The following is a 26,883-nucleotide window of genomic DNA, read 5'->3' on the forward strand; positions in this document are numbered from 1 at the left end:
GCAATTTGTTGATGATCTGCTCTGGTGTGTAACGACGTTGCTTTCCCATTTGATTTCTCCTTATTCGCGGGTGGAATAAGTCAAAATCCGAACTCAAACAATGGAACACTTCAATGGGGGCAGGTCACACTGATCTATTGCCATAAAACCTGACTGAAGCGAGTGTCACGAAACCCGGGGGCCAGTATGGCCCCCTTGCTACCCGGACCAGATCTCGCCAGAGATGATTGAGCGGTTCCGCGGAAAAGCACCAAAATAAAGCCTCCCGTTTCATCGACACCATTACGTCTTGCAGCTCAAAGGAAAAAAAGCATAATCCAGAAGTTGCAATAAATAACGGAGCAGATCAAACAATGAGCAACGAGAAAAATCTGGTTCAGGTGATCAACTGTTTTGACAAAGAGACTGAGGATTGGGTCAAAAGGATCATCTTGCCCAAAATATCACTGAGTCGTCTTCGGGATCTGTTTGGAAATTGGGATCCCGGGGACGTGCTGGTCGGTGAGTATGTCATTGGATTGGAAGAAAAAGATTTCTTTGATGACTATGTTGAAGACAAAACAATATTTGATAAATATTCGTGCTGTTACAACACCCACGTTTCGAACGATCCGCGAGATATTGAGGGTTATGAATTCAAGTAAACGCCGTGTGTCCTGGCAGGGCTTTGTGATGGGGGCAATCCAATATGAAAATTTGGAGATTTCATGACGCTTCCATAATGGCACTTCGGCTGGACGAAGAACGCAACGCCATTGTTGATCTTGAACTGATCGTGTTCAAGGATGATGACGGAAATCCTTGTGAAGAACACACCGTGTTCTATCAGGTTCGGGCTGAAAAGGTGTCCCGCATTCTCCTGAACGACGCAGAACACAGTGACCTTGGAATGCTTTCAGAGGACGGAGAAGTTCTCGGCGCCTGGATCGATGATGGAACCTTACGCCTGCTCACCCGATGGGAAGATCATCCAAAAGAGGGATGCTTTATATCGGCTACTTGAACAAAAATAAACAACTAAGCTGCACTAAATGAACTTTCATAGCTTAGTAAGTTCTTCAACGATTCTTCTACCTGCAGGTTCTGCTTCTTGATAGGTTACTGGAATTTCGTCTCTAGTTGTACAATATGCAACTTCTTCAGGCCTAAACCGACAACTTGCCGGTTGCTCTCTTATCGCCTTAACGTGCTCTTCAATAGAAACCCCATTTTTTACTCCCCAGTGCTCTAACATCTCCAAAATCATTCTTTGCCAGTCAATATCTTCTGGACGATCCAGCCAACTTTCTACATCCACAACAGGATACCCCAGTGATTCAAAAACTTGCATAACAAAAGTCGCACAAGTTAAACCAGCGCCAACTTCATCACGAACATATTGAAGAGTCCCTTCTTCAAAATATTTACCTGAATATAAAGTTGAATACGGGATGCCGGGCAACTGACCTCTTTCGGCCATTCCAGCCAAGGCTATAGAAACAAGCCTTCTTTCATGATCTTCCAATCCAGATTGGAACCAAACACATGTACTTTTCTCACTTGCCTTTAAGAGAAACTCTTTAACGTCCTCGTCTTTAAGTTCCATATGCCAAGCAAGATGACTAACACGCGCTTCTTTGTCATCAATCTTATAGAGAATACCTATATGACGTTGATCATACTCATTGTATTGCTGAAGAATTACACCTAATTCAATAACTTGATCAAAATTATCTTTATTAAGTTGCATCTAGACCTCGAAGTAGATGCTTGGCATCCAAACCTCGGTCTATCAACTCACTATTTACCGACTCAAAAAATTGCCCCCAAATCTTAATCTTTCCTCGAGCTACGAAAGTGTATCTCAAAATAGCTAGCATTGAGAATTTTGACATTTGGTTCACCTCTAAACTCTTAAAGATAAAATCCAAATCTCCATAAGATTTTGCAGCAATTAAATCCTGAAGTTCTTTATAAATTTCAATCATTTGATCAGAAGGCGCTTCATAATCTTTACCTTGCTGAATCTCATATATCCAAGCAATTTGAAACGGTTCAGATTTCCATGTCTTAAAACCTCTTCTCTCCGCAAAACAATATATAGAAAAAGTTTCAGAAACTTTGCGTGAGGAAGTATCTAAATCAAGCCCTAGAAAGTTATCTACAACGTCTTCATCTCTCCATCGCTTCTTTGAGTCGCTCTGAGATACACCACTGGAACAAACTGTTAGTGTACTCCCTAAATCCTTCAAGGCTAGTGAGTGCGCCATCCTTAGAAGCTCCCATCAAACTTTCAGTATAAAAATCCGTGTCGATGTAATAGTCATTGACCGCTTGATCTTTCTTATTAACTGCAAAGCCATGACGAACAGTGACCTTGCTGTCGTTTGGCAAACTTAAAACAAACTGATTTTGAAGAGCAACTAGCTCATCCTCATTAATATCTTCAGCAGACAAAACGCCTGCCACATGAGGCTGCAATAAGTCTTTCCAAGTCTCATTCTGCAAGCCGTAAGACTCTTTAGAAATTTGGTCGATATAACGCAGACCAATTCTCGTAAACTGTGCAGGTTTATAAACCGAAAAAAAGGCCGCCAATGCCAAGTCTACGTGGCTCTTAAATTCCGACCAATTATCATAAGCTTTAGTCAGAACAGCCAAAAAATCACTGGTCAAAACAATCTGCCAGTTGCCATCGATTGACTTCGCCTCATATCTTCTAGCTTGATTAAAATTTTGTTTCGATAAATCAGTTGAGTTAATTTCAACATCAACGACGCTATTGCTTGAAAAAAGAGGATATAGGTCCCTAATCTTTTCATGAAAAACAACAGGGATTTCAGTTTCAATTTCCAAAAGTGAAGTAAAACGAGCTTGAAAAACCACTTCTACAAGTGGGTTGGGCTCAAATCGTTTTCTTTCGCATGGAGGAATTGGCATGGTAACCCTTCATCAATTATTGTTCAATCTTTAGTAGTTTTTTCCAAAAAAAACAAGCACAACCTTACTAGAATTTGGTAAAAATCATTAACTTAGTAAGGTAATTATAGCCACAAAAAAATTTAAAGTACGCCCCCCCCCCCCCAACAACAATCGACCTAAAGCGCCTGTTCGAGCTTGATCACCCTCAGGACGGAACGCATGGTCTGCCCCATCAGCCGCTCCATCTCCGTGGGGCTCTCCGGTTTGGCATCATACCAGGCAATATGAGTCAGCAACAGCCCGCTGGGGGTGTGACGGTAGTGCAGACCCTCTTCCGGAAACATGTCGCTGCGCTTGAGCCGGGCGCGAAACTTCGGCCCCTTGAGACGAAAGACAAAGTAGCGCCCCTGCTCATCCTTGCCGAGCAAAGCCTCACCGCCATAGCCCAGCGCCACTGTCTGGTGAAAGACATCGCGCGACACCTCTTCCTTGCCCTCCAGCCACAGATCAATTTGCCGACGCGAAAGCTCCAGCGAATCAGCCAGCCGGTCCGGCCACTACTCGCCAAAGGTCGCCAGTCCGATTTTTTCAAGTTCGTGAATGTTCATGCTGCTCATCTCTTGCGGGGTAACACACACGAGAACAAATGCAGAATACTTGATGTATTTTGCAAGAGCTCTTCAGAACAACCGAAAGCCCCCCTATGAAGAATTTCACCCAAGGAATTGATTTTAAAGGGTCTTGTGCAGCCCCTTTTTCGAGAGGGCAAAATGCAAAAGTGGGAACTCATCCAAAAAAAATTCTGGGAACTCCCGCAACGAAAAACCCCCGACGGATTGAAATTTCTCAATCACATCAGGGGCTTAAATTGGCGATCCCGGAAAGATTCGAACTCTCGACCTACTGATTAGAAGTCAGTTGCTCTATCCAACTGAGCTACGGGACCCTATTGTGCATCCGGGCCGGGTGCTGGATCAATGTGTCCAGCGGCCCATGCGGTTGTGGGCGAAGTTGTCGCCGTATCCCTTGGGAACAACCTTGCGCTCACGCGGTTCTTCAACGGTATACATGATACCCTTGCGTTGAGCGTAGGCAACGGCTTCTTCCTTTGTGTCGAACCAGACGCGCAGCTGCTCGTTGGTGTCGCGGCTTGTGGTCCAGCCCATGATCGGATCAATGGACTTTGCAGTTTCCGGCTCATATTCCAGCAACCAGCGGTGTGTATTCGCACGGCCGGACTGCATGGCACTTTTGGGCGGTTGATAAATGCGAACCTGCATGAGACATCCCCGAAAGGTGATTTCCAGAACTGCTTCCCAAACCGAAAGGAAGCCCTTCGATCATAAGGACAAGTTTACTGAGAAACAGTAAACTCCTCCAGAGGCAAATGGTCGGGGAGAGAGGATTCGAACCTCCGACCCCCTGTACCCAAAACAGGTGCGCTACCAGGCTGCGCTACTCCCCGAAAACAAAGGCTGAATGACTTCAGCACCTTGGCACATCTGCCTGTTTCCGTGTATAGGTAGCCCTGCCCTGAGCGTCAACAGGTTTTTTCCGTCTTTTTTGCTCAGATTCCTCTCACCTTTCGGAGACCAGAACGGCATGGATGATGTTCGCCTGCCAACGGGACTGTGGGTTATGGCCCACGTGCGCCAATGCAATGACAAGCTGATCCCTGCCATGGTTCTGCAAAAAGGCGATCCCGATCGCGGAACAGTCATGATCAAGCTGTCCCGGATCCCGCTGGAGGATTCCGGGAGCTTCCCACCACAAACAGGCTGCCGTGTTCTGACCCAGACCCTTGATCTTGATGGCAAACGCGCCTGGATGCGACTTGGCATCCCGCGAGGTCTGGATGACAAGATCCTCAGTGAAGAGGAAGCCGCCCCGCTGATCCGGCGCGCCATGGAGCGCGACCCCGATCTCTGGGTGGTGGAAATCGAAGACCCGGAAGGCAACAATCCCTTTGAGGGAGAAATCCTCTGATCCTGTCGGACAGCTCTTGAAAAAGAGACCGTCTTCGCCATAATGACACCGCAATTTTCACCATAGTTTCTCGTAAATACTGTTCTCTTCCCTGCACGCCAACTGACCAAATCCGGACCATGCCCTTTTCTCTCAAGTGCTGCACATCTCCCCTGCTGGCCCTGATGATTGCCTCGGCCACGGCAACTGCACTTGTCTCCTCCCCGTCTTCTGCGGAAGCACAGGGTATTGTAATCGCACGTGCGGCACAGGAAGCAGAGAGCAAGGGCTTTCTGGAAGAAGCACTGGAACTCTACCAGGATGCTCTGGATGAAGGCGATCTCTCGGCTGAGCACCAGGCCTTTGTGCTGAACAATGTTGGCCTGATCCTTCAGGATCTGGGGGAACTGGACGAGGCACTGTCAGCCTTCGAGGAATCGCACCAGCGCAATCCTTTCTATGTCGATCCGCTTTACAACGTCGGCCTGCTGCAGGAGCTTCGCGGCAACAGCGAGGCCGCAATGGATGCCTATACCCGCGCCCTGCAAGCCTCATCGGAAGAAGCCGATATCTACTTTGCCCGTGCGCGGCTCTACCAGTCCATGGGCGAACACGACAGAGCCATTGATGATCTCGCTCAGGCTGCCTTTCTGAACGGGGAGCTGCTCGACAGAATGGTTGAGGACAGCAATGTCTACAAGGACAAGCTGATCGGCACTCCGACTGTGGAAGACTTTATTTTCCTGCTCGAAAACAGGCAGGAAACGCTGGAAGACTATCTTGAGCGGGTGCGCGCCCTGATGCGCATCGGCCTGTTCGAGAAGGCTCTTGAAGAGCTGCGCGCCTATCTGGATCTGGAACCCCTTTCAGAGGAAGGGCATACGCTGCGTCCTGTTCTGTTTTACTGTCTGGGCAAGTATGACCGCAGCATTCTGGCCTTTGACACAGCCCTCGCCCGCAGCCCCAACGGCGCAGAACTCTTTTACCTTCGGGGTTTGCTCTATCAGGATCTCGGCGACAACTACAACGCCCGCTTTGACCTCCAGATGGCCACGCGGATTGATCCCGCCAACGAAACCTATCGCAAGGCCTTTCGCGCAATCAGGTTCTAGGTCAAGAAGCCCCCGGTTGAGTGTCTCATCACAGACTTTTGAAGGTTTGAACACAACAGTTGTAAAAAACTTTGAATAAAAATACCCCCTGTTCTGTTTTCTGTAGCAGTGATCGTTTGAACCACTTCTTCCCGTACCAGAGGGAAAGATTTTCGAAACAGACATTGACAGGGTAAAACTCATGAAAAAAACACTCACATCCTTCGTATTTGCTGTGACATGCGTCTTCCTTTCAACTGGTCAGCCGGCACTGGCTGCAGGCGGGAGCAGCAACTACACCACAGGCAGCTCCAGCAAACAGGAAAGCAAAAAGCCGGAAGAATACAAAAAGGCCGTCAAGCTGCTGGGTGATGAAAAATACGAAGAAGCAAACAAAGTGCTGAATTCCCTTCTTCCCGCTTCGGACCGGGATGCGGACGTTCACAACCTGATTGCCTTTTCCTACAGAAAATCCGGACAGCTTGATCAGGCCGAAACACACTACAAAAAAGCCCTCACACTTGATCCCGAACACAGGGGAGCACTCGAATATCAGGGCGAGCTTTTCCTGACACAGGGCAGACCGGACAAGGCCGAAAACAACCTGCGCAAGCTGGGTAAAATCTGCGGTTCCTCCTGCAAGGAATACAAGGAACTCGCTGAAGCCATCGAAAACGGGCAGTAATTCGGCCCTCACCCGGGCACGCAGCCATCCCGTCGCACAAAGGATTACGGGAAGCTTTTTGGCTACTCCCTTGTAATCCCCTCTATGCAAAGAGGAAAGCCGACCCTACACTTTCCTTCCGGAACGTATTGTCTGGTAACCGGTTTTCTCTTTGCGGAGGCTTCGTGACAAAAAACAACAGACTGTATATCGGTGATGCTCCTGTTCACTGGAAGGATGTCGTTCAGGTTTCCCGTCACCAGAGTGAACTCGCTCTTTCACAGACAGCATGGGATTGCATCCGCAATGCCCGCGCCATCGTTGATCACATTGTCACAAGAAACGAAAAGGCCTATGGCATCACAACCGGACTTGGAGCCCTTTGCGATCAGGTTCTGTCCGGCGAACAGTTGAACAGACTGTCCGTCAACACCCTGCGAAGCCATGCCTGCGGTATCGGCTCTCCGCTGACGACCGAACAGACACGGGCCATCATCTGCGCCGCCATCATTAACTTCAGCCATGGGAAATCAGGGGTTCATCCCGACATCGTCCAGGCCCTGATCGACCTGCTCAACAAAGGCGTCACACCATACGTTCCAGCCAGAGGCTCTGTGGGATACCTCACGCATATGGCCCACATCGGCCTGTGCCTGATTGGCGAAGGCAAAGCCACTTTCGAGGGAGCGCTGGTCCCGGCTGACAAGGCGCTTGAACAGGCTGGAATCAGCATGATCACACCGGGGGCAAAGGATGGTCTCTGTCTGGTCAGCAGTGTTCCCTGCATGACAGGTCTGGCCTGTCTCGCCCTGGATGAAAGCGAGCGCCTGTTCAAATGGGCCGACATCATTGCTGCCATGAGTTTCGAAGCGCACAAAGGACAGATTGATGCCTTTGACAGAGATGCTCTGAACCTCAAAAAAAATCCGAACACCTCTGTTGTCGGAAATAATCTGCGCCTGCTGCTTCAGGACAGTACAGTCATTGCCCGGCACAAAGGCCTTCGCACCCAGGATGCCCTGAGCATGAGATCCATTCCCCAGGTGCACGGAGCCTGTCGGGACCAGTTTGATCACACAGCCACTCTTGTTCAGCACGAATTGAATTCCGTGTCCGACAATCCTGTCCTGATCGGTACAGCTGAAGATTACAGAATAGTCTCCAGCGCAAACCCTCACGGAGAGTCAGTTGCCCTTGCGCTTGATGGCCTGAAAATAGCCATCTCGGAGCTTGGCGGGATTTCAGAGCGCCGACTGGACCGTTTGCTCAACCCGCTTGTCAGCGGTCTGCCCGCCTTTCTGGTCAGAGAACCCGGTGTAAACTCCGGGCTGATGATCACACAATATACCGCCGCCTCTCTTGCCAGCGAAAACAAACAGCTCAGCCAGCCTTCCGTTGTCGACAACTTCGTTACATCCGCCCTTCAGGAAGACCATCTGAGCTTTGGCACTCCCGCAGCCCTGCAACTACTCCACATTCTGGACAACAGCAGACATATTCTGGCGATTGAATATCTTTGTGCGGCCCAGGCACTCTCCTTTTACGGGGAAGACGAGCTCGCATCAGGAACAAGGGAAGCCCTGACAGAGCTGCGATACATTGTTCCCGTTCTTGAGGAAGATCGTTTTCTGGCGCCCGATATCGAACAGGCCTGCGCCCTTATCAAGGCAGGCAAATCCATTCATGACAGGGAAGGTTCAATAGCCGGAAAAATCCGCTGAGGGAGCTCATTACAACATGTGTTCTCAAGGAGCAGAGCCCGAGAACAGGATTACCCGGCGGCACGTTCCTGTTCAAAATACTCGACCATACGCTGGCGTTCATCAGGCTCCATGGCCAGCCAGAGCTTGTCCATGTCTTTCTTCACGCGTTCCGCACCGGCCATATAAGCCTTTCCGTACCAGATATAGGCACCTTCCATCGGGGAAAGAGCCTTTGTCTGACCGGGAACAACTTCCTTCATATACATCCAGGCAATCAGTTCCATGGCATCGGCATTTCCGTTCAGAGCCGCCGTTCTGATTACCTGAAAATCCGATCTGCTGAAGGTCCCTGTCTGCACATTGCCAGCAGCCATCAGGAATTGCTGGAACTCATTGGCCTTGCTCACGCTCAACTCGAAGGCCTGCTGTTCCTCGCGCTCCAACCGGTCACGCTCGGTACTGAAGCTTTTGGAAATATCCAGTTCTTCCGGGAGGTTTTCGCACCATTTGGGCGGAGTGTAATCCCCACGACACTCATCCCAGTTTTCAAGGCGCGTCAAATCGGCAAAAGCGGTCCCCAGAGCAACACCACTTCTGGCCTCAGACCTGACACCATCACCGGAAGCCTGTTCCTGCACCTTTTCCTTTGACTGTTTGGAAGGGACGCCATTTTCAGCAGCTTCCAGCGACCAAGGCGCAGGAACGCCAGCTGCGATCAGGACGATTCCTCCCGACAGCAGCAAGCGGCGAAGAAGCACTTCGCCCTTATGGAACCTGAAAAAACTGCGCATACCTTGCCACAATCACGAAATCGTTACAGTTCGGTTCTGCAAGCGATCTGCCTGCTGTATCTTCCTGAAACAACAGAAGCTCGCAGAAAACTCTTATAGCTGTTTACCATATATAATCCGGCAAGTATAAAATATTCTTTAACGCGAACATCAGTTCCCGGCGATTTTCTGCTCAACCGATACGGATCGTTTCATGACATCCACGACATTTGAAAAAACGGAGACAACCCGTTCTGAAACAGACTCAACCGGTGGCAGCCAGACTGTCTTTGAAGTCAGGAAGGACACGGTTTTCCAGGGTTACTTCCGCGTGGACAAATACCACCTCAGGCACAGTCTGTTTGCCGGTGGTGTATCACCGGTCTTCACACGCGAAATCTTTGAGCGCGGACACGCAGCGGCTGTCATTCCCTTCTGCCCCGAAACAGGACGGGTTCTCCTGATCGAGCAGTTCAGGGCCGGAGCCTATTCGGCCGGAATGCCCTGCTGGCAAATCGAAATCGTGGCCGGTGTGATTGAAACAAGTGAACAGGCAGATGAACTCTGCCGTCGCGAAGCCATTGAGGAAGCGGGATGCACTCTCGGACGACTGGAGTCTATCGGAAAGTACCTCATGACCCCGGGCGGTTCTTCTGAAACCGTTTCGATCTTTTGCGGGGAAGTCTCTTCACATCAGGAAGCGGAAAGCTATGGTGTTGAAGAGGAAAACGAGGACATCCGTGCTTTCTGGCTGCCTGTTGAAGACGCTTTCAACTGGGTAAAAAGCAACAAAATCAGTAATGCAGTCACTGTTATAGCCTTGCAATGGCTACAGTTGAATCTGGACAGTCTAACAACCACATGGTCTGATGCGACGCATGTGTCAGCAGAATAATTGCGACTTTGGATAGGATACCATGGATTATCGCGACGGTTTTATCGCCACCATCGGCAACACGCCACTGATCAAACTCCAGCAGGCTTCGGAGGAAACGGGCTGCACCATCCTCGGCAAGGCCGAATTCCTGAACCCCGGCGGTTCGGTGAAGGATCGCGCAGCCTGGGCCATTGTCAAGGCAGCCGAAGATTCCGGCGCACTCCGCCCCGGTGGCGTCATTGTCGAGGGAACAGCCGGAAACACAGGGATCGGTCTGGCACTGGTTGCACGTGCACGCGGCTATCGCTGCACCATCGTTATCCCGGAAACCCAGTCCCAGGAAAAAAAGGACATGCTGCGCCTTTCAGGAGCAGAACTGATCGAGGTCCCCGCAGCACCTTACCGTGATCCGAACAACTATGTTCACTATTCCCGCCGCCTTGCCGAGGAAATGGCAGAGAAGGAACCAAACGGCGCCATCTGGGCCAACCAGTTTGACAACGTTGCAAACCGTCAGGGACACATCGAAACCACGGCACAGGAAATCTGGCAGCAGACAGACGGAAAGGTGGACGGCTTCATCTGCGCCGTCGGCACCGGCGGAACCCTTGCCGGTGTTGCCATGGGTCTGAAGCAACACAACCCGGACATCAAAATCGGTCTGGCGGATCCCATGGGAGCTGCACTGTTTCACTACTACAAAAACGGTGAACTGAAATCCGAGGGTTCCTCCATCACAGAAGGGATCGGTCAGGGACGTATCACAGCCAACCTCGAGGATCTCGAGATTGATTTCCCCTATCAGATTCCGGATGAGGAAGGCATGCCGATCCTTTTTGATCTCTTTGAAAAGGAAGCTCTTTGCCTTGGCACCTCCTGTGCCATCAACGTGGCCGGGGCCATTCGCATGGCGAAGGATATGGGACCGGGCCACACCATCGTGACCGTTCTTTGCGACTCAGGAACCCGCTACGGCAGCAAGATCTACAATGCCGAATTCCTGCGCTCCAAAGGCTTCCCGGTCCCGGGCTGGATTTCCTGATCCCGCAAGACTGACTGCCAAGGAAGATAGAAATGAGCACAACACAGGCATCACATCTTGTCAGCACAGACTGGCTGGCAGAAAACATGGACAATCCCGATCTGAAGATTGTGGACTCATCCTTTTATCTTCCCACAGAGGGAAAGGACCCGAGAGCCCTGTTTGAGGCGGAACACATTCCCGGAGCCGTTTTCTTCGATATCGACGCCATCGCGGATCAGAACACTGACCTGCCGCACATGGTTCCCTCTGCTGCCGATTTCGCAGACATGACAGCCGCACTCGGTTTGGGAAGCAATCACACCATCGTGGTCTATGACCAGCGCGGTGTCTTTTCCTCTCCGCGATGCTGGTGGATGTTCCGTCTTTTCGGACACCGTGATGTCAAGGTTCTGGATGGTGGCCTTCCAAAATGGAAGGCAGAGGCACGGGATGTCACCTCGACGCCAACGGAACAGGCTGAAGCATCAGAGAAGCTTGAACGCCTTGTCGGAGACATGGACAGAAGCATGATTGCATCAAGGGCCGATGTCATGGATGTGCTGGGCAAAGAGACCCACCAGATCTTTGATGCTCGCCCTGCAGGACGTTTCAACGGCACAGCTCCGGAACCTCGTGCAGAGCTTCGCTCCGGTCACATGCCGGGAAGCCGCAATATCCCCTCTTCCGAAATGATTTCCGAAAACGGGACCTTCAAGAATCGCGACGCAATCCAGGCTGTCTTTTCACAACAGGGATTTGATACAGGAAAACCCGTGATCACAAGCTGCGGCTCAGGCGTAACGGCTGCCATTCTTGCTCTGGGTCTATCCGAAATCGGTCACGAGAAAGTGGCTGTCTACGACGGCTCGTGGTCGGAATGGGGATTGCCCGGAGAAACGCCGGTCGTCAAAGACGACGACAAGCCCTAACAGAAAAAACCGTGATTGATCAGGGAGCGGATTTCAGAAAATCCGCTCCTTTTCCCGTTCATGGAACGCTTCTCCGACCCGTTACAAGCTGACAGTGATACCCGCCAATTGCCTCAGGCGACAGTACGGACAATGCCCACTGGTTGAGCTGCCTGAAACGCTCCAGAACAGGCAGGCACAACAAATCAGGATTGCTGTCGTCACAATTCAGCCTCTCCCTGATCTCCAGAACCCGTTTTGAAACACCCTGTTCAGCCTCGTTTCCGGGTTCGCCCGGATCAAACCCGGCCAGCTGTTCTTCAAGGCGTTTTTGCAGGTGCTGGAAATCGGGTCCCCTGACAGTCGTCCATTCAACAGGATCATCTCTGAAGACCTCAAGGATCCATTGCTCCGCCTCGGAAGGACGCACAAGACCGGTCAAACCCAGTTCCGGATCGCATGATCCCTGATGGAAGAAACGATGCCCCTGCTGATGGGCAATCACCAGCCATTTCAATACTGCAATAACCTGCCAGAATATCAGACTTTCCCTGTCCGGAGCTGTCCCGCCACAGTGTTCGTAGGCATCAAAAAGTCTCTCAAGCGTTCCCAGGCCTCCGGCAGGTCTGTCCTCCCGCCCATAGCGCCAGACCGGAGCTGTAAACCAGCCCAGATCAACAGCCGGGGGCGCCAGCTCGGCAAACTCCCAGTCCAGAACAGCCAGCAGGCTTCCCTGCCCGACCAGATAGTTTGCTGTTCTGAGATCGCCATGGGACAGAGAAAACCTGTTCGCTCCAGCAGCGTCGGCCTTTTGTTCCACATCAGAAAGCCTTGCAAAACACCACTCCCTGCAAAGCTCCAGCAAGGCGACATCCTGTTCCATGGCCTTCATGGCATCAAATGCATCCTCGAAGAAAGCATGAACATAGGCCCTGATTGGACTGTTGCCCGCATCGACCAATCGGGACAGTCTCTCCTGCCTTGCAACCCGCAAATAGGAGAAACCGGACACAGACATGGCATGCAATCCTGCGAAGACCTCCGCAATCCGGTCGAGAAGCATCAGTCGCGCCTCTTCATCAAGGGCAAGGATTGTCTCAACATCTGTCGTCCCGCTGACAAAGTCAGACACAATCAGCGGCTGATCTGAAAAGGCAGGCAGACAAAACTGACCATAAAAGCGCGGTACCGGCACCCCTTCCCGGGTCATGGCGGACAGCAGCTGCCCTTCTTCCTCCTTGCTCAGGGACGAGGGAATATGGCTCTCCGGCTCCTGCCGCAGAACCAGAGAAAAAGGTTCAGCCTTCCGATCCCCGCGCACAAGATCCAGGCGCCAGTTTTCCTGAATGGAGCCACCTTCCAGATGATCAACGGTTCCTATCGAGACAGGATACCCCAGAACCTCCTGCAGTTTCTGTTCCAGAGCGGGGATGTCAAAGACAGGGGACAGGTCTGTCGAATCTGTTTTTCTGTGTGTCATGACGCACTGATATCAAAAGACGGTGAGGAGCAACAGATGAAAGAGGACAGAAGACAATTCTGCACCTATGATGCCCCCTTCATATCTTTCCACAGGCGGGCAAGGAACGGTTTCATGACCAACGACAACACAAATCCGGAAGCTTCAGAAGCGGTCGAACTGGCCATGTTCATGGACCCCATCTGCCCCTGGTGCTATATCGGCTACACCCGGGCGAAACAGGCCATGGCCCTGCGTCCGGACATTCCCGTTAACTGGAACTGGTATCCCTTTCAGCTGAATCCGGACATGCCGGAAGAGGGAATGGACCGGACAGAATATCTGGAAAACAAGTTTGGCGGCCCGCAACAGGCCAAAACGGTTTACGGGCGCATTGCACAGGCCGCCTATGCAGACGGTCTGAAGGTCCGCCTGGATAACATCAAGCGAACACCCAACACAATCAATGCCCTGCAATTGATTCGTGAAGCCCAGTATCAGGGGCTGGACGAGGAAATGGTCACGCGGATGTTTCGCGCCTATTTCGAGGAATCGGAAGACATCGGAGACATTGAAACCCTCAAGAGACTGGGGCAGGAAGTCGGCGTCAAGGCTCTGGACGAGCTCTTCAAATACAACCAGCACAAGGACATCCTGAAACAGCAGGACGTTGCTGCCCGGCAAATGGGGCTGACCGGTGTGCCCTGCTTTCTGATCAACGGAAAGAGTGCCCTGCCGGGAGCACAATCCCCTGATGCGATTGCATCCCTTCTGGATGTTGGATGGCAGGAAATCCAGCAAGGCAAGGTCTGAGAAGACAAAAGGCCCCGTCCGGGGCCTTTTTGCTGAATGATCTTCTGCGTGTCGTCAGACGCTGTAATGCATCCCTGTCGACTTCCTTGCCAGATCAAGAAGCTGATCAAGACTGTCAACCATTTCACCTTTCAGAACAGCAGCCCGTTCCAGGGCATTCTGCCGAGGAGCCGTTTCATCACCCTGCTCATCACCGGACGAAGCCATCTCCGCTTCATCCCTGAAAATCAGACGCTGTACATCCTTTTCATAAACAGAAAGGCTTTCTTCCAGAAAACGACTGAGTTCTTCGGCTGACTCGCGAACGCGGGAAACCTGTGGAGCAAACTTCCGGCTGGTCGCAGAGAACTTTTCCTCGTCAATGTTTTCCCGGAAGAACTTCAAACGCTCAACAAGTTCGGTCTCCTGGAAAGACAGAACCTTGACGAACTGCAGTTTGCGCCACTTGCGCAAAACATCGGGAGGAAAATGACTCATGATAAAGTCCAGCGCCTCCATATCTGCTCCATCCATGCGGATTTTGCCGGACATCGAGTTCAGCTGGCGTACCAGATAGACACCGAAAAGGATCAGCAACAGACTGCCCAGAAGACCGGAACCCGTCAAAACCAGAAAGTGAGATGACTCACCGGATAACAGACTTTCCCAATCAGGCATTTATTCAGGCTCCAAAACTTTGTTTTTTTATCCGCCTTCTGAAAAAGCGGTATATAGGTCATAAGTTACTCGGACGATAAAGCCAAGTGTTTGTTCAAAAAAGCTTCCGGGTAAACAGGACATAATCACACATGCCCCTCCCCTCAAAGCCTTTCAAATTCAGCCTCTGGCCCGTTTGACCAGTTCATCCATCATCATGCGGACGCCTTTCAGTCGAACAGAGGTGTCTTCCCATGCCCTGCGATAGACCAGTTTCTGATCCGGCCTGATCTTGACGGTTCCCACTTCCTTTTGCATCCACTCGATCAGCGCAGCAGGATTGGCAAAGGTGTCGTTGCGGAAGGAGATAACAGCCCCCATCGGCCCTGCATCGATTTTTTCAACAGAACTCTGCTTGCACAGCCCCTTGATGATCATGATCTGCAAAAGGTTCTCGACCTCGTCCGGCAGGGGACCGAAACGGTCGATCAGTTCTGCAGCAAAACCGTCAATTTCCTCGCGCTCGTGCAGGGAAGACAAACGGCGATAAAGCCCCATGCGAACGTTCAGGTCAGCAACGTAATAATCCGGTATCAGAACCGATGTCCCGATGTTGATTGTCGGTGACCAGGTGTCTCCCTCATTCTGTCCCGCTGCTTCTTCCGCGCGGGATGATCTCAGGGACGCGACAGCTTCTTCCAGCATCTGCTGGTAAAGCTCGACCCCCACTTCCTTGATGTGTCCGGACTGTTCATCACCCAGCAGATTTCCCGCACCGCGGATATCCATGTCATGGCTGGCAAGGGTGAAACCCGCCCCAAGACTGTCCAGTGTCTGCATGACTTCCAAGCGCTTCTCGGCAGCCTTGCTGAGCAATTTGCCCGTGGGCAGTGTCAAATAGCAATAGCCCCGGATCTTGGAACGTCCGATCCGTCCCCGGATCTGATAAAGCTGTGACAGGCCGAACATGTCCGACCTGTGAACAATCATGGTGTTTGCAGAGGGAATGTCGATACCGGATTCAATAATGTTGGTTGAAATCAGGACGTCATACTGGTGATCGGTAAAGGCCGTCATCACGTCTTCCAGATCTGTTGCAGCAAGCTGACCATGCGCCACACAGATTTTCACTTCGGGGACAAGCTTGGCAATGCGTTCATGCAGGTCCTTCAGATCGGCAAGACGCGGACAGACATAGAAGGTCTGACCACCGCGATAATGTTCCCGAAGAATGGCTTCACGCACAATCACAGGATCAAAGGGCAGCACAAAGGTCCGCGCAGCCAGACGGTCGACCGGCGGTGTGGCAATCAGGCTCATGTCCTTCACACCCGACATGGACATCTGGAGTGTTCTCGGGATCGGCGTTGCAGAGAGCGTCAGAACATGAACGTCACTTTTCATCTCCTTCAAACGCTCTTTCTGCTTCACACCAAAATGCTGCTCTTCATCAACAATCAGGAGACCAAGATCGGAAAAGGCGACATTTTTGGCCAGAACCGCATGGGTCCCGATCACGATCTCCACAGTGCCTTCAGCCATGCCCTTCTTGGTTTCACGCACCTCCTTTGCTGCAGCCAGCCGGGACAGCTGTCCAATGCGAACCGGCAGTCCCTTGAACCGCTCGGTAAAGGTTCTGTAGTGCTGACGCGCAAGCAGGGTCGTTGGAACCACAATCGCAACCTGTTTACCGCTCATGGCCACCAGAAAGGCTGCACGGAGCGCCACTTCTGTCTTTCCAAACCCGACATCTCCACAGATCAGGCGATCCATAGGGCGACCGGACTGCAGATCATTGAAAACATCTTCAATGGCGTTGAGCTGATCATCCGTCTCACCGAAGGGGAAGCGGGCCGCGAACTCGTCGTAGAGCCCCGACGGGATTTCAACAGGCTCGGCAGTTTTGAGCATCCTGTCAGCCGCAATCCGGATCAGATGGTGCGCAATGGCACGAATGCGCTCCTTGACCTTGGCTTTTCTGGCCTGCCAGCCGACACCGCCGAGTTTGTCAAGATCGGCGCCACAATCCTCGGCGCCATAGCGCGACAAAACCTCGATGTTCTCCACCGGGACAAAAAGCTTGTCCCCGCCCTGATAGATCACCTTGATACAGTCGTGCGGTGCCCCGCCAACATCAATGGTTTCCAGTCCGACATACTGACCAATACCATGTTCAATATGAACGACATAATCCCGCTCCTGAAGGGCGGAAACCTCAGTCAGGAAGTTCTCTGTCTTGCGCTTGCGACGTTTGGAAGACCGGGAAAGCCTTTCTCCCAGAATGTCCTGCTCTGTCAGGAATACATAGCCACCGGAAACGTTCTCTCCCAGCGCCGGCATGACAAAACCGCGCTCAAGCCCCATGGTCAGGAAATGAACCGTTCCCCCCTTCTTGCGCTGCAGATCCTTCCAGCTTTCAACAGGGGCCGTTTTCTTGAGACCATGCTCCTTGAGCATGCCCTCCAGACGTTCGCGCGAACCATCTGTATAGCCTGTAATGACAACCTGATTGCCCTCGCGCTTCTGGTACCTGATGTAATCGAGAACCTCGTCATAGAGGTTCAGGTCATCACGGGTTCGCGCATCTGCAAAATCACGTCCAATCCGTCCTGCACAGGACAGAACAGTGTCCGCCTCCTCGGGCAGATCAAAGGGTGAAAACTGCGCTGTTCCCCGTGACAGCAGTACCGCCTTGAGGTCCTCTTCCAGCAGGAAAAGACTTTCCATTGGCACCGGCTTGTAGACAACACCGCCTTCGGCCACGTTTTCCATGGCCTTGCGGGCATTGTAAAAATCGGCAATGGCTTCCCAGCGCGCCTGACAGGCTTCATCAAACTGGTTGTCCAGCGTCAGGGCAGCATCAGGCAGATAATCCAGCAGTGTCCCCAGCTGATTGCCATAGAAAAGGGGCAACCAGTGCTCCATACCCGCATGCGGGCGCCCTTCGGAGATTGCTTCATAGAGCGGATCATCCTTGGCAGAGGTTCCAAAGGTTTCACGATAACCCTTGCGGAAATTCGCAATGGTTTCCTCTTCCAGAACGATCTCCCCAACCGGTTTCAGCTCAAGTCTCTCGACAGACTCTTTTGTCAACTGGCTCAGGGGGTCAAAACTGCGCAGACTGTCAAGCTCGTCCCCAAAGAAATCCAGACGGACAGGATCCCCCTCACCCGCAGGAAACACATCAATAATACCGCCACGGATCGCAAACTCGCCCGGATCACTGACCGTATCGGTGCGCACATAGCCATTTGCGCTGAAGAAGGTCATCAACTGGTCCTGCGGGAGTTCCGAGCCCTTCATCGCAATCAGTGAACGTGCGTCAAAGATCTCTTTCGGTGGCACTCTTTGCAAAAGGGCATTCACTGTTGTGAGGATAACGCGCCCTCTGGTGCCGGGCCGGTGACGGCCGGACACACGTGTCAGCGCCTGAATACGGCGCGCCGCGATGTCACGATGGGGAGAAACCCGGTCGTAGGGCAAACAGTCCCAGGCCGGGAATTCAATAATGTCGATATCCGGCGCAAAAAAAGTCAAAAATTCCTGCAGGGCCGCGACACGGGTATCATCCAGCGCAACATGCAAAACGGGTCTTGGAACAGATTCCTGCGCCAGCTCTGCCAGAACCAGGGCATCATATCCTTCCGGACTGGCAGAAATACGATAGCGATCTGCAGCTTTCAGACGCGTGGACAGATCAGAAATAACAAGACCCATAAGACTTCAAATCCAAATCAGAAAACAGGAAATTCACACGGTACAGACAGCTCAGAGCTGTCTTTTCTTCTCACAGAAGGCCAGCAAACGATCCATAACAGCATTGCGCTCCCCGGCAGGGCAGTCCTGCATTCCTGTCATCCAGGCTGTCAGGACCGGATCGGGAATGGTCAGGAGATCCTCATAGAGGTCCAGTTCCTCCAGTCCCATGCTGTCGAGAGTCTCGTCGGCAAATCCCCCCAGAAGCAGATCAGCCTCCTTGGTGCCGCGATGCCAGCTGCGAAACTTCAATTGCTTCCGGCGTTTTTCCAGAATGTTGAGAGGCATTTCAGTGCTGGACATATCCAGACCATCCTTTGAAAAAAAGTGATGAGGGATGACAGAGCGAATGAGAACAGCTATAGAACATTGAGGCCCATTGATGCAAGTCGGAGCAAGTGCAAATGACAGATTTCATGGGCAGGGCCGATATGACGAAACAAGAGCAAGACAAAAGACCGTGAGACCGGAAATCCTGTTCCCCCTTTTTGCAGAGCTGACAACCGTACCCGGCATCGGACCACGGTTTACCAGGCTCTATGAAAAGCTGGCTGGTCCCAAAATTATTGATCTCTGCTGGCATCTTCCGGTTTCCCTTGTTGATCGACGCTATGCGCCCACTCTCCACGACGCCCAGCCTGACCGGATTGCCACGCTGACAGTCACCGTTCACGATCACTATCCGCCTGCCAACAGACGCACGCCCTATCGCGTCGTCTGTTCCGATAACACCGGCCAGATCGAGTTGACCTTCTTCCACGTCAAGGGCGACTATCTTGCAAGGCTCCTGCCGATCGGAGAAACCCGCGTCATCAGCGGCAAGGTTGAACGCTATGGCAACCGCCTGCAGATGACACATCCCGATCATGTGGTCACCCCGGACAAGCAGGACGAAATCAAACGGGTCGAACCGGTCTATCCACTGACAGCCGGCGTCACCAACAAGCCCCTCTCCAAAGCCATTTCCCACGCTGTGAGCCTCTGCCCGGAGATGCCGGACTGGATGGACCGCGGCATTATGCAAAAGGAGAAATGGCCCGGCTGGAAAGAGGCTCTGCTCAAGGCACACAATCCGGACAGTGAAGACGCCCTCCATCCCCTTGCTCCGGCACGGCAACGTCTGGCCTATGACGAGTTGCTCGCCAACCAGTTGGCCCTCACTCTGATCCGCCAGGCGCAAACAGCCCGCAAGGGGCGGGCCATCAAGGGCAATGGTCAGCTGCGCGAAAAGGCACGTGCCCTGCTTCCCTTTGACCTGACCAACTCACAGGAAGAGGCCGTCGCTGAAATCACAGGCGACATGGAGGGGCCAAACCAGATGCTGCGCCTGCTGCAGGGCGACGTGGGAAGCGGCAAGACAGCTGTTGCGCTCCTGTCCATGCTGGCAGCAATTGAGACAGGTGCCCAGGCTGCACTGCTGGCTCCAACAGAAATTCTGGCCCGTCAGCACATGGAAAGCCTTGGCCCCATCGCCGATGAGCTGGGGCTCAAGGCTGTTCTGCTTACAGGGCGGGACAAGGGCAAGGCACGAAAGGCCATTCTTGAGCAGATTGAAGACGGCTCCGCAAACATGGTCATCGGCACACATGCCCTTTTTCAGGATGACGTGAACTATCAGGACCTGGCCCTGGCCGTTGTGGATGAACAACACCGCTTCGGTGTTCATCAGCGTCTGGCCCTGGCAGCGAAGGGCAAAAGCAAGGATCCGCTGAGCGGTCAGGTTGCCGCACTGGACATGCTGGTCATGACGGCCACTCCAATCCCCAGAACCCTGACCCTGACGGCATACGGCGACATGGACGTCTCCCGCCTGACGGAAAAGCCTCCCGGACGCAAGCCCGTTGACACCCGGACAGTCTCCTCCGATCGCATGGAAGACATCATTCATGCAATCGGACGGGCCCTGCAGTCCGGTACAAAGGTTTACTGGGTTTGCCCGCTTGTTGAAGATTCTGAAAAAAGTGACCTCGCCGCTGCCGAAGAACGCTTTGAAGCACTTCAAAGCCATTTCGGCGACAAGGCAGGCCTCGTGCACGGCAAGATGAAAGCCCGTGACAAGGATGCGGTCATGGAAGCCTTTGCAAAGGGGGCCGTTGACCTGCTGGTGGCAACGACCGTAATTGAAGTCGGAGTGAATGTTCCCGAGGCCACAATCATGATTGTCGAGCACGCCGAACGTTTCGGACTGGCCCAGCTGCACCAGCTCCGCGGGCGGATCGGACGTGGAGCCGACAAATCCACCTGCATCTTGCTCTATCACGCTCCCCTGAGCGAAACTGCCCGGGAGCGACTGTCCATTATGCGCGACAGCGAAGATGGCTTTGTGATAGCCGAAAAGGATCTGGAACTGCGTGGTGCCGGGGAACTGCTGGGCACCCGCCAAAGTGGCATGCCCGAGTTCAAACTGGCTGACCTCGCCTTTCACAAGGAGCTTTTGCCCATGGCCCGGGATGATGCACGGCTGATCCTGCACAACGATCCGGACCTTCAAAGCGAAAGGGGGCAGGCGCTGCGCACCCTGCTCTATCTTTTCGAGCGTGATGCGACTGTCAGCTACCTCAAGTCTGGTTGAATGCAATCAGATCAGGTTTGTATCAAGAGCAGCACTGTCCAGAATTGATTCTGTCTGCAGGTCATCAAGCCCCAGTCCTGTAACGTTCTGGACGACAGCAACCGTCTGGCCATTGGCAACAATCTCGCTGTTGCCACCTGTCTCGCGTATTTCCACATGATCCTGAATATTGGACAGCAGATCTCCGACAGACAGTTCCGGATCGCCTTCAGCCAGATCCACAAGAACCTCATGAATGTTCAGCTTATCTCCGCTGGACTGATCGAAACCGACAATACGATCAGCGGCACCGCTTGCATCAAGATCAAGAACAAAGTAATCCGCCTCGTCCTCCCCTAGATCAAAAAGATTACCGTTCAGGTAATCACTGCCTTCCCCGCCAATCAGGATATCGCTTCCTGCACCGCCATAGAGGTAATCGTTACCCTCACCACCTGCAAGAATATCGTCTCCACCAAGGCCGTAGAGGCGATCACGTCCCTCCTGACCATAGAGAATTTCATTCTCGCCGTTATCAATAGCGTCCTGGTATTTGTAATAGTCTCCCCGGTCATAGAGCAGATCATTCCCGGCAGATCCGGTTCTGGTGACATATTCAGTTTCGATCTCCGGAGCGACATCGGCACGGAACAGACTGACATTGTCAATCAGTGCGCCGTAGCCGTTCTCCTGCCCGGCACCATGAAACGAGAGAACATCTGCCTCGGAAGTTCCCTCAACAGTCACTTTGAATTCCTGCCATTCATCAACCAGTCCTGTTGAATCCACCAGAAGAACAGTCTGCCCGTTCCATTTGACTTCAAAGCTGCTGCTGTCCGCCTGACCATCCCCCTTGCGGGGCGTATACCAGAAGCTCAGCGTGTAGCTGATCCCGCTTTCGGTTCCGTCAACGGCCTGCTGGATTGTTGCATTGCTGTCCCTGCCATGCCCATCAAGCTCCACTTTTGTGTCACCATCATAGGCAGAGCCTGCAACACGACCATGCTGCAGCTCAAAACGGCTGCCATCACCGCTTGTCCATCCCTCAATCTCGCTGAAGGTTCCCCACCGGTTACCCGACAGGGAATTGGCTTCAAAACTGCCATTTACAATCAGGTTGGGATTGGGAACCGAAACCGGCTCCGTTGCTGTCGTTGCAACAGCAGCTGCAGCTTCCGTGAAAGAAACAGAGTCCGGGGCTCTTTCCGGTTGAAGCGCTGCTTCCCGCTCTGCAGTCTGACCATCAAAAGCTGTTTCCGATACAGCCGTGCGATCATCCAGAAGCTCGATCAGGCCTCCCATATCATCGCGATAGGCAGAACCACCACCGCTTGCAGGAGAGCTGTCCGCTGCTGTTTCCAGAACATCAGCATCATCACCAAAGAGAAACGCGGAAATTTCCTCTTCAGAAAGCCCTTCTGTCGCAGCCTCGAAAACCTCCTGCAACTCTTCTGCTCCGGGCAAAGCTGTCTGATTTTCAGGCGAAATCTGCTGTGTCGGATCGACAGCTGTCACAATCGGTTCAGAGGGTTTTGTAATATCCTGCATAAATAGCCCCAAATCTCTTCCACAACGCAAAGACACGATTACATAGTCAAAGAGTAAAATAGCTACATAAACAGCCACTTAAGGATTGAAATCAATCCATTTAAAATTTTAGGAAAACTTGTCTCTCTTGCCGTTCAATTTTAAAAATAATTATTTTGAATCAATCAGATAACAATCCACCTTAAAAACAGATTCAAATTTGGATCAGTTTTTTTATTTTTTTGTCTTTATTGTTCCCGAGAAAATAAAAAGCCGCCTTCCGGATGAAGGCGGCTTTTTCCAGTGACCTTCTCGATTTTTACATCAGGTCGGTTTCGACATTTGCAACACGGTCTGTGAACTCGAGGTCATTGTTGGTGACGTTGGTGTAGTTCGTGATACGCGCCACTGTTGTCTCCGTACCACCATCGACCACCTTGATCAGCGTGTCATTGCCATCAATCTCGGTCTGGACCGCGCTGTTGCTGTCAACCAGATCAATATCTCCGCTGTCGACACCCGTGAGACCATCGAGAATGTCATGAAGATTGAGCTTGTCCCCGCTCTGGAATCCGTTGATGGTATCAAGACCATCACCTGCTGCATTGAGAACAAAGATATCAACACCTTCAGTGTGGCCACTCTGGCCGGCCCCGTCGTAGGTGTCATCACCGGCGCCACCGACAAAGACATCACTGCCGGCACCCCCGCGCAGGATATCATCCCCCGCACCACCGATCATAATGTCATCGTCCAGACGACCTTCCAGGGTGTCGTTGTCAGCACCACCGATCAGAAGATCATCCCCGATATTACCGATCAGAGTGTCCTCGCCCGCACCACCAAAGACAGTATCATCCCCCTGCCTTGCCTCAACAGTATCATTCCCGTCTCCGAGGATGATCAGGTTGGCATCATTGTCCCCATTAAAGGTCGTCCCTGTTTCACGATTGACCGTCGCAGCCAGATCAAGAGTCCTGTCAACAACACCGGTGCTGCTGTCCTCAACCTCGACAGTATAGTCAATGGACGTGTCTCCACTGCCCGCTCTCAGGGTTTCAGCCTCGACATCATATCGCTGGGAGCTGTCTGACGGCTCACCAATCATGCGCTCCAGCAGTTCACTGTTAAAGCTCACATCACCGGTGAGGTTCGTGAAGACAGAAACCGTTGGCAGGGCATTGTCACCGGCATCAATCGCTGTCACCGCAATGGTCAGGGCAGCGGTGGACTCTGTGCCATCCTGATCCCGCGTTGTGTACTCGAAGTTCACAATGCGACTGTCTTTGATATTCTTCTTGAATTCAAAGCGATAGTTGCCGTTCTCATCCAGGGTCAACTTGAAATCACTGGTGTTGATTGTGTAGGTCGTAATCCCGCCGGATGTTGAAGAGGATGCATCCACTCCATTAAAGGCAAGCCCCACGATCTCCGGATCATGGTAACCGTCAGCACCATCATCATCATTGCCCAGAACATTACCGGTCGTAATATTCTCTCCGTTCTGGATGATCACATCCGTAATCAGGCTGTCTCCCAGATTGGAGAAACTGTTGATCGAGATCACATCATCCGCATCAATCAGATTGCTGCCAAAGAAATCCTCAAAGTCATCCTCATCCAGCTGATCACCAACTCCAACCCCGGTAAACTTGATCTGACCGCTGTTGATACGGGAGCTGTTCCCGTTGGTGTTCACAGAACTGAAGGACCACCCGCCTTCGCTGCGCTGACCGTCACTGATAAAGAAGATCTGATTGTTCGCACCGGCCTTGTAGCTGTAACCGGCTCCATCGTCAGACGCTGATGTGGAACGGAAAAGCTCTTCCAGGCCTGCTTCATAGTCTGTCGCGCCTCCTCCGCGGAAGAGATTGCCATCCGGTTCCGTAAAGCGGATATCGTTGTCTGCAAAAATCTGGATCCCGTTCAGAGCATTGTTCAAAGCCGTGAAGCTTCTAAACACACCCAGAACACCACCATCATTCGCAAAACCGACAACAGAGATTGTAACATCATCACCAGCGTTAAAGAGGTCACGTCCGAATTCACGCAGGGAACTGATTTGTTGCCTGAAGCCTGTTCGCTCAACACTGCCGCTCATATCCAGAACAATCCCGATATTCTGCGGCGTTGTAATTGTCGTCGTCGACAATTCATTGACAGTATCCCGGTCATTTGCCGCAACTGGCGCATCATCCCGAATATTGACTGTCAGTTCAGCTGTTTCACCGTTGCTCAGTGTAACGGTCACGCTTTCCGCAACCGCACCACCGGAATGATCAGCGGCCTCGGTCAGGGTGTAAGTGAAGGTTCCGTCACTGTTGACAATCAGGGAACCAAACTCCGTGTTCACCTCCTGTCCTGCATTTGCAGTGGCTGTGCCGGTTCCTGCATCATTGGTGTAGCTGAACTGGGTGATGGTCAGGCCACTATTCAATGTAAAGCTGCCGGACTGCGTTTCCGCTCCACTGGATGGATCGCTCCCTGTCACCGTACTGGCCGCCAGATCCGCACTGTCCTCTGTTGTATCCAGAGCAGCTTCATCGACTGTGACAGACACATCCGCAACATCCAGATCATCCGCACCGTTGATCGTGATGGTCAGCGTCGCAGTGTCGGTATCTCCATCCCCATCGGTGATGGTGTAGGTAAAGGTCTCGGTCAGGGTTTCACCGCTGTCGAGCGCCTGAACAGCCGCCGCGTCATTGTTGAGCTGATAACGATAGTTACCATTCCCCCCAACAGACAGGGTCCCATAGGTTCCTGCAACATTGTTGCTGCTAGCGCCAGCCCAGGAAATGGAAGCCAGACCGTCCGCTCCGGCATCATCCGCAACACCATCACTGCTATTCGCATCCCCGCTCTGAACATCTGTTCCCGTGATCACATTGCCGGTCGCAACCGTTGCGCCATCCTCGGTCACAGAGTCCGCATCGTTGTTCGCTATCGGAGCATCATCCCTGAAGGAAATGGTGCTGCCCAGCTGGATGCTGTCACTCGCCGTATCGCCATCACCATCAGTCACCGTGGCTGTCAAAGTCACAACATTGGCTGCAAGACTCACAGCTTCGTTGGCCTCTGTGTTATCTCCATGCTCAACCGCACGCAGTTGATCCAGCTCCACCGTGCCTGCAGAATTCACAGACAGTGTAAAGACAATCGCACCGGCATCATTGGCGGTGTCATCAGAATTGCCAACACGCCCCACAATCTCGCCGCTCTCTTCAAAGAGGTAGACCTTGTAGCCTGTGGCCGTATCAACAAGACCGGAGTCCGTTTCATCCGTCACAGACAGGGCGTAAGTCACAGAGCTCTGACCATCCGCACCGACAACAATCGTGAAGTTGTCTGCAAAGTTCGCTGTTACATCGGTGGTCAGATCACTCTCGTCCACAGTCAGCGCATCCGCTGCACCTGTTACGGTGATCGTAGGACCGTCATCACGGAAAGAAATGGTGCTGCCCAGCTGGATGCTGTCACTCGCCGTATCGCCATCGCCATCAGTCACTGTCGCTGTCAGGGTCACAACATTGGCCGCAAGGCTCACAGCCTCATTCGCCTCTGTGTTATCTCCATGCTCAACAGCACGCAGCTGATCCAGCTCCACCGTACCTGATCCATTGACGGACAGCATAAAGACAATCGCACCGGCATCATTGGCGGTGTCATCCGAGTTGCCAACGCGACCCACAATCTCGCCGCCCTCCTCAAAGAGGTAAACCTTGTAGCCTGTGGCCGTATCCACAAGACCGGAGTCCGTTTCATCCGTCGCAGACAGCGCGTAAGTCACAGAGGCCTGACCATCCGCACCGGCAACAATGGTAAAGTTGTCGGCAAAGTTTGCGCTTGCATCCGTGGTCAGATCACTCTCGTCCACAGTCAGCGCATCCGCTGCACCTGTTGCGGTGATCGTCGGCACATCATCCACGATGCGCACAACCAGACTGTTGCTGGCGCTGTCACCATCGGTGTCGGTCACAACAACCGCAAAGCTGGCAAAGGCGTCATTCTCGCCATTGCCACTGGCGTGATCAGCATTGTCCGCAAGGGTAAAGCTGTAGCTCACCTCACCTGTCGCCGCATTAAAGGCCGTAATCCGCAGAGACCCCAAACCATCCGGAGCAGCAATCGTCGTGGCCGTAAAGACACCGTTCTCAATAACCGTCGTCCCGCCAATGGTCAGATCATCCAGACCATCCGGGGTGGAGATGTTAAAGGTCCCCGACTGTGTCAGGCTT

The 26,883-nt window shown here is 52.5% G+C and carries 23 protein-coding genes and 2 tRNA genes; 11 read left to right on the forward strand and 14 right to left on the reverse strand.

Annotation, left to right across the window (positions count from 1 at the left end; genetic code table 11):
* Nucleotides 1–353: 353 nt before the first annotated feature.
* Both AAAH10_RS16235 and AAAH10_RS16240 read left to right on the forward strand, forming a co-directional pair.
* The gene (locus tag AAAH10_RS16235; protein WP_343565494.1) at nucleotides 354–644 is read left to right on the forward strand and encodes a DUF7683 domain-containing protein; all 291 of its coding nucleotides are present in this window, start codon (nucleotides 354–356) and stop codon (nucleotides 642–644) included.
* 77 nt (nucleotides 645–721) lie between these two features.
* Entirely contained in the window at nucleotides 722–1,003 is a 282-nt protein-coding gene (locus AAAH10_RS16240) for a hypothetical protein (protein WP_343565496.1), read from the forward strand.
* Nucleotides 1,004–1,039: 36 nt separating this feature from the next.
* Here the strand turns inward: AAAH10_RS16240 and AAAH10_RS16245 are convergent, their stop codons facing one another.
* The 7 genes from AAAH10_RS16245 to AAAH10_RS16275 all read right to left on the reverse strand — a co-directional run bounded on the left by AAAH10_RS16245 (nucleotide 1,040) and on the right by AAAH10_RS16275 (nucleotide 4,366).
* Nucleotides 1,040–1,729, reverse strand: coding sequence for a hypothetical protein (locus tag AAAH10_RS16245; RefSeq protein ID WP_343565498.1), 690 nt, complete (start codon nucleotides 1,727–1,729; stop codon nucleotides 1,040–1,042).
* Entirely contained in the window at nucleotides 1,719–2,249 is a 531-nt protein-coding gene (locus AAAH10_RS16250; protein WP_343565499.1) for a hypothetical protein, read from the reverse strand. The genes AAAH10_RS16245 and AAAH10_RS16250 overlap by 11 nt, the downstream gene beginning before the upstream one ends.
* The gene (locus tag AAAH10_RS16255) at nucleotides 2,152–2,919 is read right to left on the reverse strand and encodes a TIGR04255 family protein (protein ID WP_343565500.1); all 768 of its coding nucleotides are present in this window, start codon (nucleotides 2,917–2,919) and stop codon (nucleotides 2,152–2,154) included. Before AAAH10_RS16255 ends, AAAH10_RS16250 begins: the two co-directional genes overlap by 98 nt.
* Nucleotides 2,920–3,077: 158 nt before the next feature.
* The gene (locus tag AAAH10_RS16260) at nucleotides 3,078–3,383 is read right to left on the reverse strand and encodes a hypothetical protein (RefSeq protein ID WP_343565501.1); all 306 of its coding nucleotides are present in this window, start codon (nucleotides 3,381–3,383) and stop codon (nucleotides 3,078–3,080) included.
* Nucleotides 3,384–3,770: 387 nt separating this feature from the next.
* A tRNA-Arg gene (locus AAAH10_RS16265) sits at nucleotides 3,771–3,847 on the reverse strand.
* Between the two features lie 28 nt (nucleotides 3,848–3,875).
* On the reverse strand, nucleotides 3,876–4,181 hold the full coding sequence (locus AAAH10_RS16270; protein ID WP_343565502.1) for an ETC complex I subunit: 306 nt from the start codon (nucleotides 4,179–4,181) through the stop codon (nucleotides 3,876–3,878).
* Between the two features lie 108 nt (nucleotides 4,182–4,289).
* Nucleotides 4,290–4,366 (reverse strand) — tRNA-Pro (locus AAAH10_RS16275).
* 137 nt (nucleotides 4,367–4,503) lie between these two features.
* On the opposite strand from AAAH10_RS16275, the gene AAAH10_RS16280 reads away from it, so the two are divergent.
* The 4 genes from AAAH10_RS16280 to AAAH10_RS16295 all read left to right on the forward strand — a co-directional run bounded on the left by AAAH10_RS16280 (nucleotide 4,504) and on the right by AAAH10_RS16295 (nucleotide 8,342).
* Nucleotides 4,504–4,887, forward strand: a complete 384-nt coding sequence (locus tag AAAH10_RS16280) for a DUF1491 family protein (protein WP_343565504.1) — start codon at nucleotides 4,504–4,506, stop codon at nucleotides 4,885–4,887.
* A 119-nt stretch (nucleotides 4,888–5,006) separates the two neighbouring features.
* On the forward strand, nucleotides 5,007–5,978 hold the full coding sequence (locus AAAH10_RS16285; RefSeq protein WP_343565506.1) for a tetratricopeptide repeat protein: 972 nt from the start codon (nucleotides 5,007–5,009) through the stop codon (nucleotides 5,976–5,978).
* Nucleotides 5,979–6,159: 181 nt separating this feature from the next.
* On the forward strand, nucleotides 6,160–6,642 hold the full coding sequence (locus tag AAAH10_RS16290) for a tetratricopeptide repeat protein (RefSeq protein WP_343565508.1): 483 nt from the start codon (nucleotides 6,160–6,162) through the stop codon (nucleotides 6,640–6,642).
* 164 nt (nucleotides 6,643–6,806) lie between these two features.
* Complete coding sequence (locus AAAH10_RS16295) at nucleotides 6,807–8,342, forward strand: HAL/PAL/TAL family ammonia-lyase (RefSeq protein WP_343565510.1); 1,536 nt, start codon at nucleotides 6,807–6,809, stop codon at nucleotides 8,340–8,342.
* Between the two features lie 50 nt (nucleotides 8,343–8,392).
* On the opposite strand, the gene AAAH10_RS16300 is transcribed toward AAAH10_RS16295, so the two are convergent.
* Nucleotides 8,393–9,115, reverse strand: coding sequence for a hypothetical protein (locus tag AAAH10_RS16300; RefSeq protein WP_343565512.1), 723 nt, complete (start codon nucleotides 9,113–9,115; stop codon nucleotides 8,393–8,395).
* Between the two features lie 193 nt (nucleotides 9,116–9,308).
* On the opposite strand from AAAH10_RS16300, the gene AAAH10_RS16305 reads away from it, so the two are divergent.
* Genes AAAH10_RS16305 through sseA form a run of 3 tightly spaced genes read left to right on the forward strand, consistent with a single transcriptional unit; the run spans nucleotide 9,309 to nucleotide 11,924 of the window.
* A complete protein-coding gene (locus tag AAAH10_RS16305; protein WP_343565514.1) occupies nucleotides 9,309–9,989 on the forward strand; it encodes an NUDIX domain-containing protein in 681 nt (226 codons plus the stop codon).
* A gap of 22 nt (nucleotides 9,990–10,011) precedes the next feature.
* Nucleotides 10,012–11,013 (forward strand): cysteine synthase A, encoded by a 1,002-nt coding sequence (locus AAAH10_RS16310; RefSeq protein WP_343565516.1) that lies wholly within the window; start codon nucleotides 10,012–10,014, stop codon nucleotides 11,011–11,013.
* 32 nt (nucleotides 11,014–11,045) lie between these two features.
* Complete coding sequence (gene sseA, locus AAAH10_RS16315) at nucleotides 11,046–11,924, forward strand: 3-mercaptopyruvate sulfurtransferase (RefSeq protein ID WP_343565518.1); 879 nt, start codon at nucleotides 11,046–11,048, stop codon at nucleotides 11,922–11,924.
* A gap of 58 nt (nucleotides 11,925–11,982) precedes the next feature.
* On the opposite strand, the gene AAAH10_RS16320 is transcribed toward sseA, so the two are convergent.
* Nucleotides 11,983–13,383 carry a phosphotransferase family protein gene (locus AAAH10_RS16320; protein WP_343565520.1) on the reverse strand — a complete coding sequence of 467 codons (1,401 nt, stop codon included), beginning with the start codon at nucleotides 13,381–13,383 and terminating at the stop codon, nucleotides 11,983–11,985.
* A 114-nt stretch (nucleotides 13,384–13,497) separates the two neighbouring features.
* Here AAAH10_RS16320 and AAAH10_RS16325 point away from each other — a divergent pair, with 114 nt between their 5' ends.
* On the forward strand, nucleotides 13,498–14,175 hold the full coding sequence (locus AAAH10_RS16325; RefSeq protein ID WP_343565522.1) for a DsbA family oxidoreductase: 678 nt from the start codon (nucleotides 13,498–13,500) through the stop codon (nucleotides 14,173–14,175).
* Nucleotides 14,176–14,229: 54 nt separating this feature from the next.
* Here the strand turns inward: AAAH10_RS16325 and AAAH10_RS16330 are convergent, their stop codons facing one another.
* From AAAH10_RS16330 to AAAH10_RS16340, 3 genes are all read right to left on the reverse strand, one after another.
* Nucleotides 14,230–14,832: a hypothetical protein gene (locus tag AAAH10_RS16330; RefSeq protein WP_343565524.1), complete on the reverse strand. Its 603-nt coding sequence runs from the start codon at nucleotides 14,830–14,832 to the stop codon at nucleotides 14,230–14,232.
* Nucleotides 14,833–14,991: 159 nt separating this feature from the next.
* Complete coding sequence (mfd, locus tag AAAH10_RS16335) at nucleotides 14,992–18,528, reverse strand: transcription-repair coupling factor (RefSeq protein ID WP_343565526.1); 3,537 nt, start codon at nucleotides 18,526–18,528, stop codon at nucleotides 14,992–14,994.
* A 51-nt stretch (nucleotides 18,529–18,579) separates the two neighbouring features.
* On the reverse strand, nucleotides 18,580–18,870 hold the full coding sequence (locus AAAH10_RS16340) for an FAD assembly factor SdhE (RefSeq protein ID WP_343565528.1): 291 nt from the start codon (nucleotides 18,868–18,870) through the stop codon (nucleotides 18,580–18,582).
* A gap of 157 nt (nucleotides 18,871–19,027) precedes the next feature.
* On the opposite strand from AAAH10_RS16340, the gene recG reads away from it, so the two are divergent.
* Nucleotides 19,028–21,139 (forward strand): ATP-dependent DNA helicase RecG, encoded by a 2,112-nt coding sequence (gene recG, locus AAAH10_RS16345; protein ID WP_343565530.1) that lies wholly within the window; start codon nucleotides 19,028–19,030, stop codon nucleotides 21,137–21,139.
* 6 nt (nucleotides 21,140–21,145) lie between these two features.
* Here the strand turns inward: recG and AAAH10_RS16350 are convergent, their stop codons facing one another.
* Entirely contained in the window at nucleotides 21,146–22,666 is a 1,521-nt protein-coding gene (locus AAAH10_RS16350) for a type I secretion C-terminal target domain-containing protein (protein WP_343565531.1), read from the reverse strand.
* Nucleotides 22,667–22,964: 298 nt separating this feature from the next.
* Nucleotides 22,965–26,883: DUF5801 repeats-in-toxin domain-containing protein (locus tag AAAH10_RS16355; RefSeq protein WP_343565533.1), on the reverse strand; the 3,919-nt coding region annotated here is incomplete at its 5' end.

The sequence above is a fragment of the Carbonatibacter coralli genome, from assembly GCF_039592655.1.
In the GTDB taxonomy this organism is placed as follows: domain Bacteria; phylum Pseudomonadota; class Alphaproteobacteria; order Kiloniellales; family Kiloniellaceae; genus Carbonatibacter; species Carbonatibacter coralli.

Coding starts and splice junctions, on each gene's coding strand:
- AAAH10_RS16235 (WP_343565494.1), top strand. CDS start 354: ATGAGCAACGAGAAAAATCTGGTTCAGGTGATCAACTGTTTTGACAAA.
- AAAH10_RS16240 (WP_343565496.1), top strand. CDS start 722: ATGGCACTTCGGCTGGACGAAGAACGCAACGCCATTGTTGATCTTGAA.
- AAAH10_RS16245 (WP_343565498.1), bottom strand. CDS start 1,729: ATGCAACTTAATAAAGATAATTTTGATCAAGTTATTGAATTAGGTGTA.
- AAAH10_RS16250 (WP_343565499.1), bottom strand. CDS start 2,249: ATGGCGCACTCACTAGCCTTGAAGGATTTAGGGAGTACACTAACAGTT.
- AAAH10_RS16255 (WP_343565500.1), bottom strand. CDS start 2,919: ATGCCAATTCCTCCATGCGAAAGAAAACGATTTGAGCCCAACCCACTT.
- AAAH10_RS16270 (WP_343565502.1), bottom strand. CDS start 4,181: ATGCAGGTTCGCATTTATCAACCGCCCAAAAGTGCCATGCAGTCCGGC.
- AAAH10_RS16280 (WP_343565504.1), top strand. CDS start 4,504: ATGGATGATGTTCGCCTGCCAACGGGACTGTGGGTTATGGCCCACGTG.
- AAAH10_RS16285 (WP_343565506.1), top strand. CDS start 5,007: ATGCCCTTTTCTCTCAAGTGCTGCACATCTCCCCTGCTGGCCCTGATG.
- AAAH10_RS16290 (WP_343565508.1), top strand. CDS start 6,160: ATGAAAAAAACACTCACATCCTTCGTATTTGCTGTGACATGCGTCTTC.
- AAAH10_RS16300 (WP_343565512.1), bottom strand. CDS start 9,115: ATGCGCAGTTTTTTCAGGTTCCATAAGGGCGAAGTGCTTCTTCGCCGC.
- AAAH10_RS16305 (WP_343565514.1), top strand. CDS start 9,309: ATGACATCCACGACATTTGAAAAAACGGAGACAACCCGTTCTGAAACA.
- AAAH10_RS16310 (WP_343565516.1), top strand. CDS start 10,012: ATGGATTATCGCGACGGTTTTATCGCCACCATCGGCAACACGCCACTG.
- sseA (WP_343565518.1), top strand. CDS start 11,046: ATGAGCACAACACAGGCATCACATCTTGTCAGCACAGACTGGCTGGCA.
- AAAH10_RS16320 (WP_343565520.1), bottom strand. CDS start 13,383: ATGACACACAGAAAAACAGATTCGACAGACCTGTCCCCTGTCTTTGAC.
- AAAH10_RS16325 (WP_343565522.1), top strand. CDS start 13,498: ATGACCAACGACAACACAAATCCGGAAGCTTCAGAAGCGGTCGAACTG.
- AAAH10_RS16330 (WP_343565524.1), bottom strand. CDS start 14,832: ATGCCTGATTGGGAAAGTCTGTTATCCGGTGAGTCATCTCACTTTCTG.
- mfd (WP_343565526.1), bottom strand. CDS start 18,528: ATGGGTCTTGTTATTTCTGATCTGTCCACGCGTCTGAAAGCTGCAGAT.
- AAAH10_RS16340 (WP_343565528.1), bottom strand. CDS start 18,870: ATGTCCAGCACTGAAATGCCTCTCAACATTCTGGAAAAACGCCGGAAG.
- AAAH10_RS16350 (WP_343565531.1), bottom strand. CDS start 22,666: ATGCAGGATATTACAAAACCCTCTGAACCGATTGTGACAGCTGTCGAT.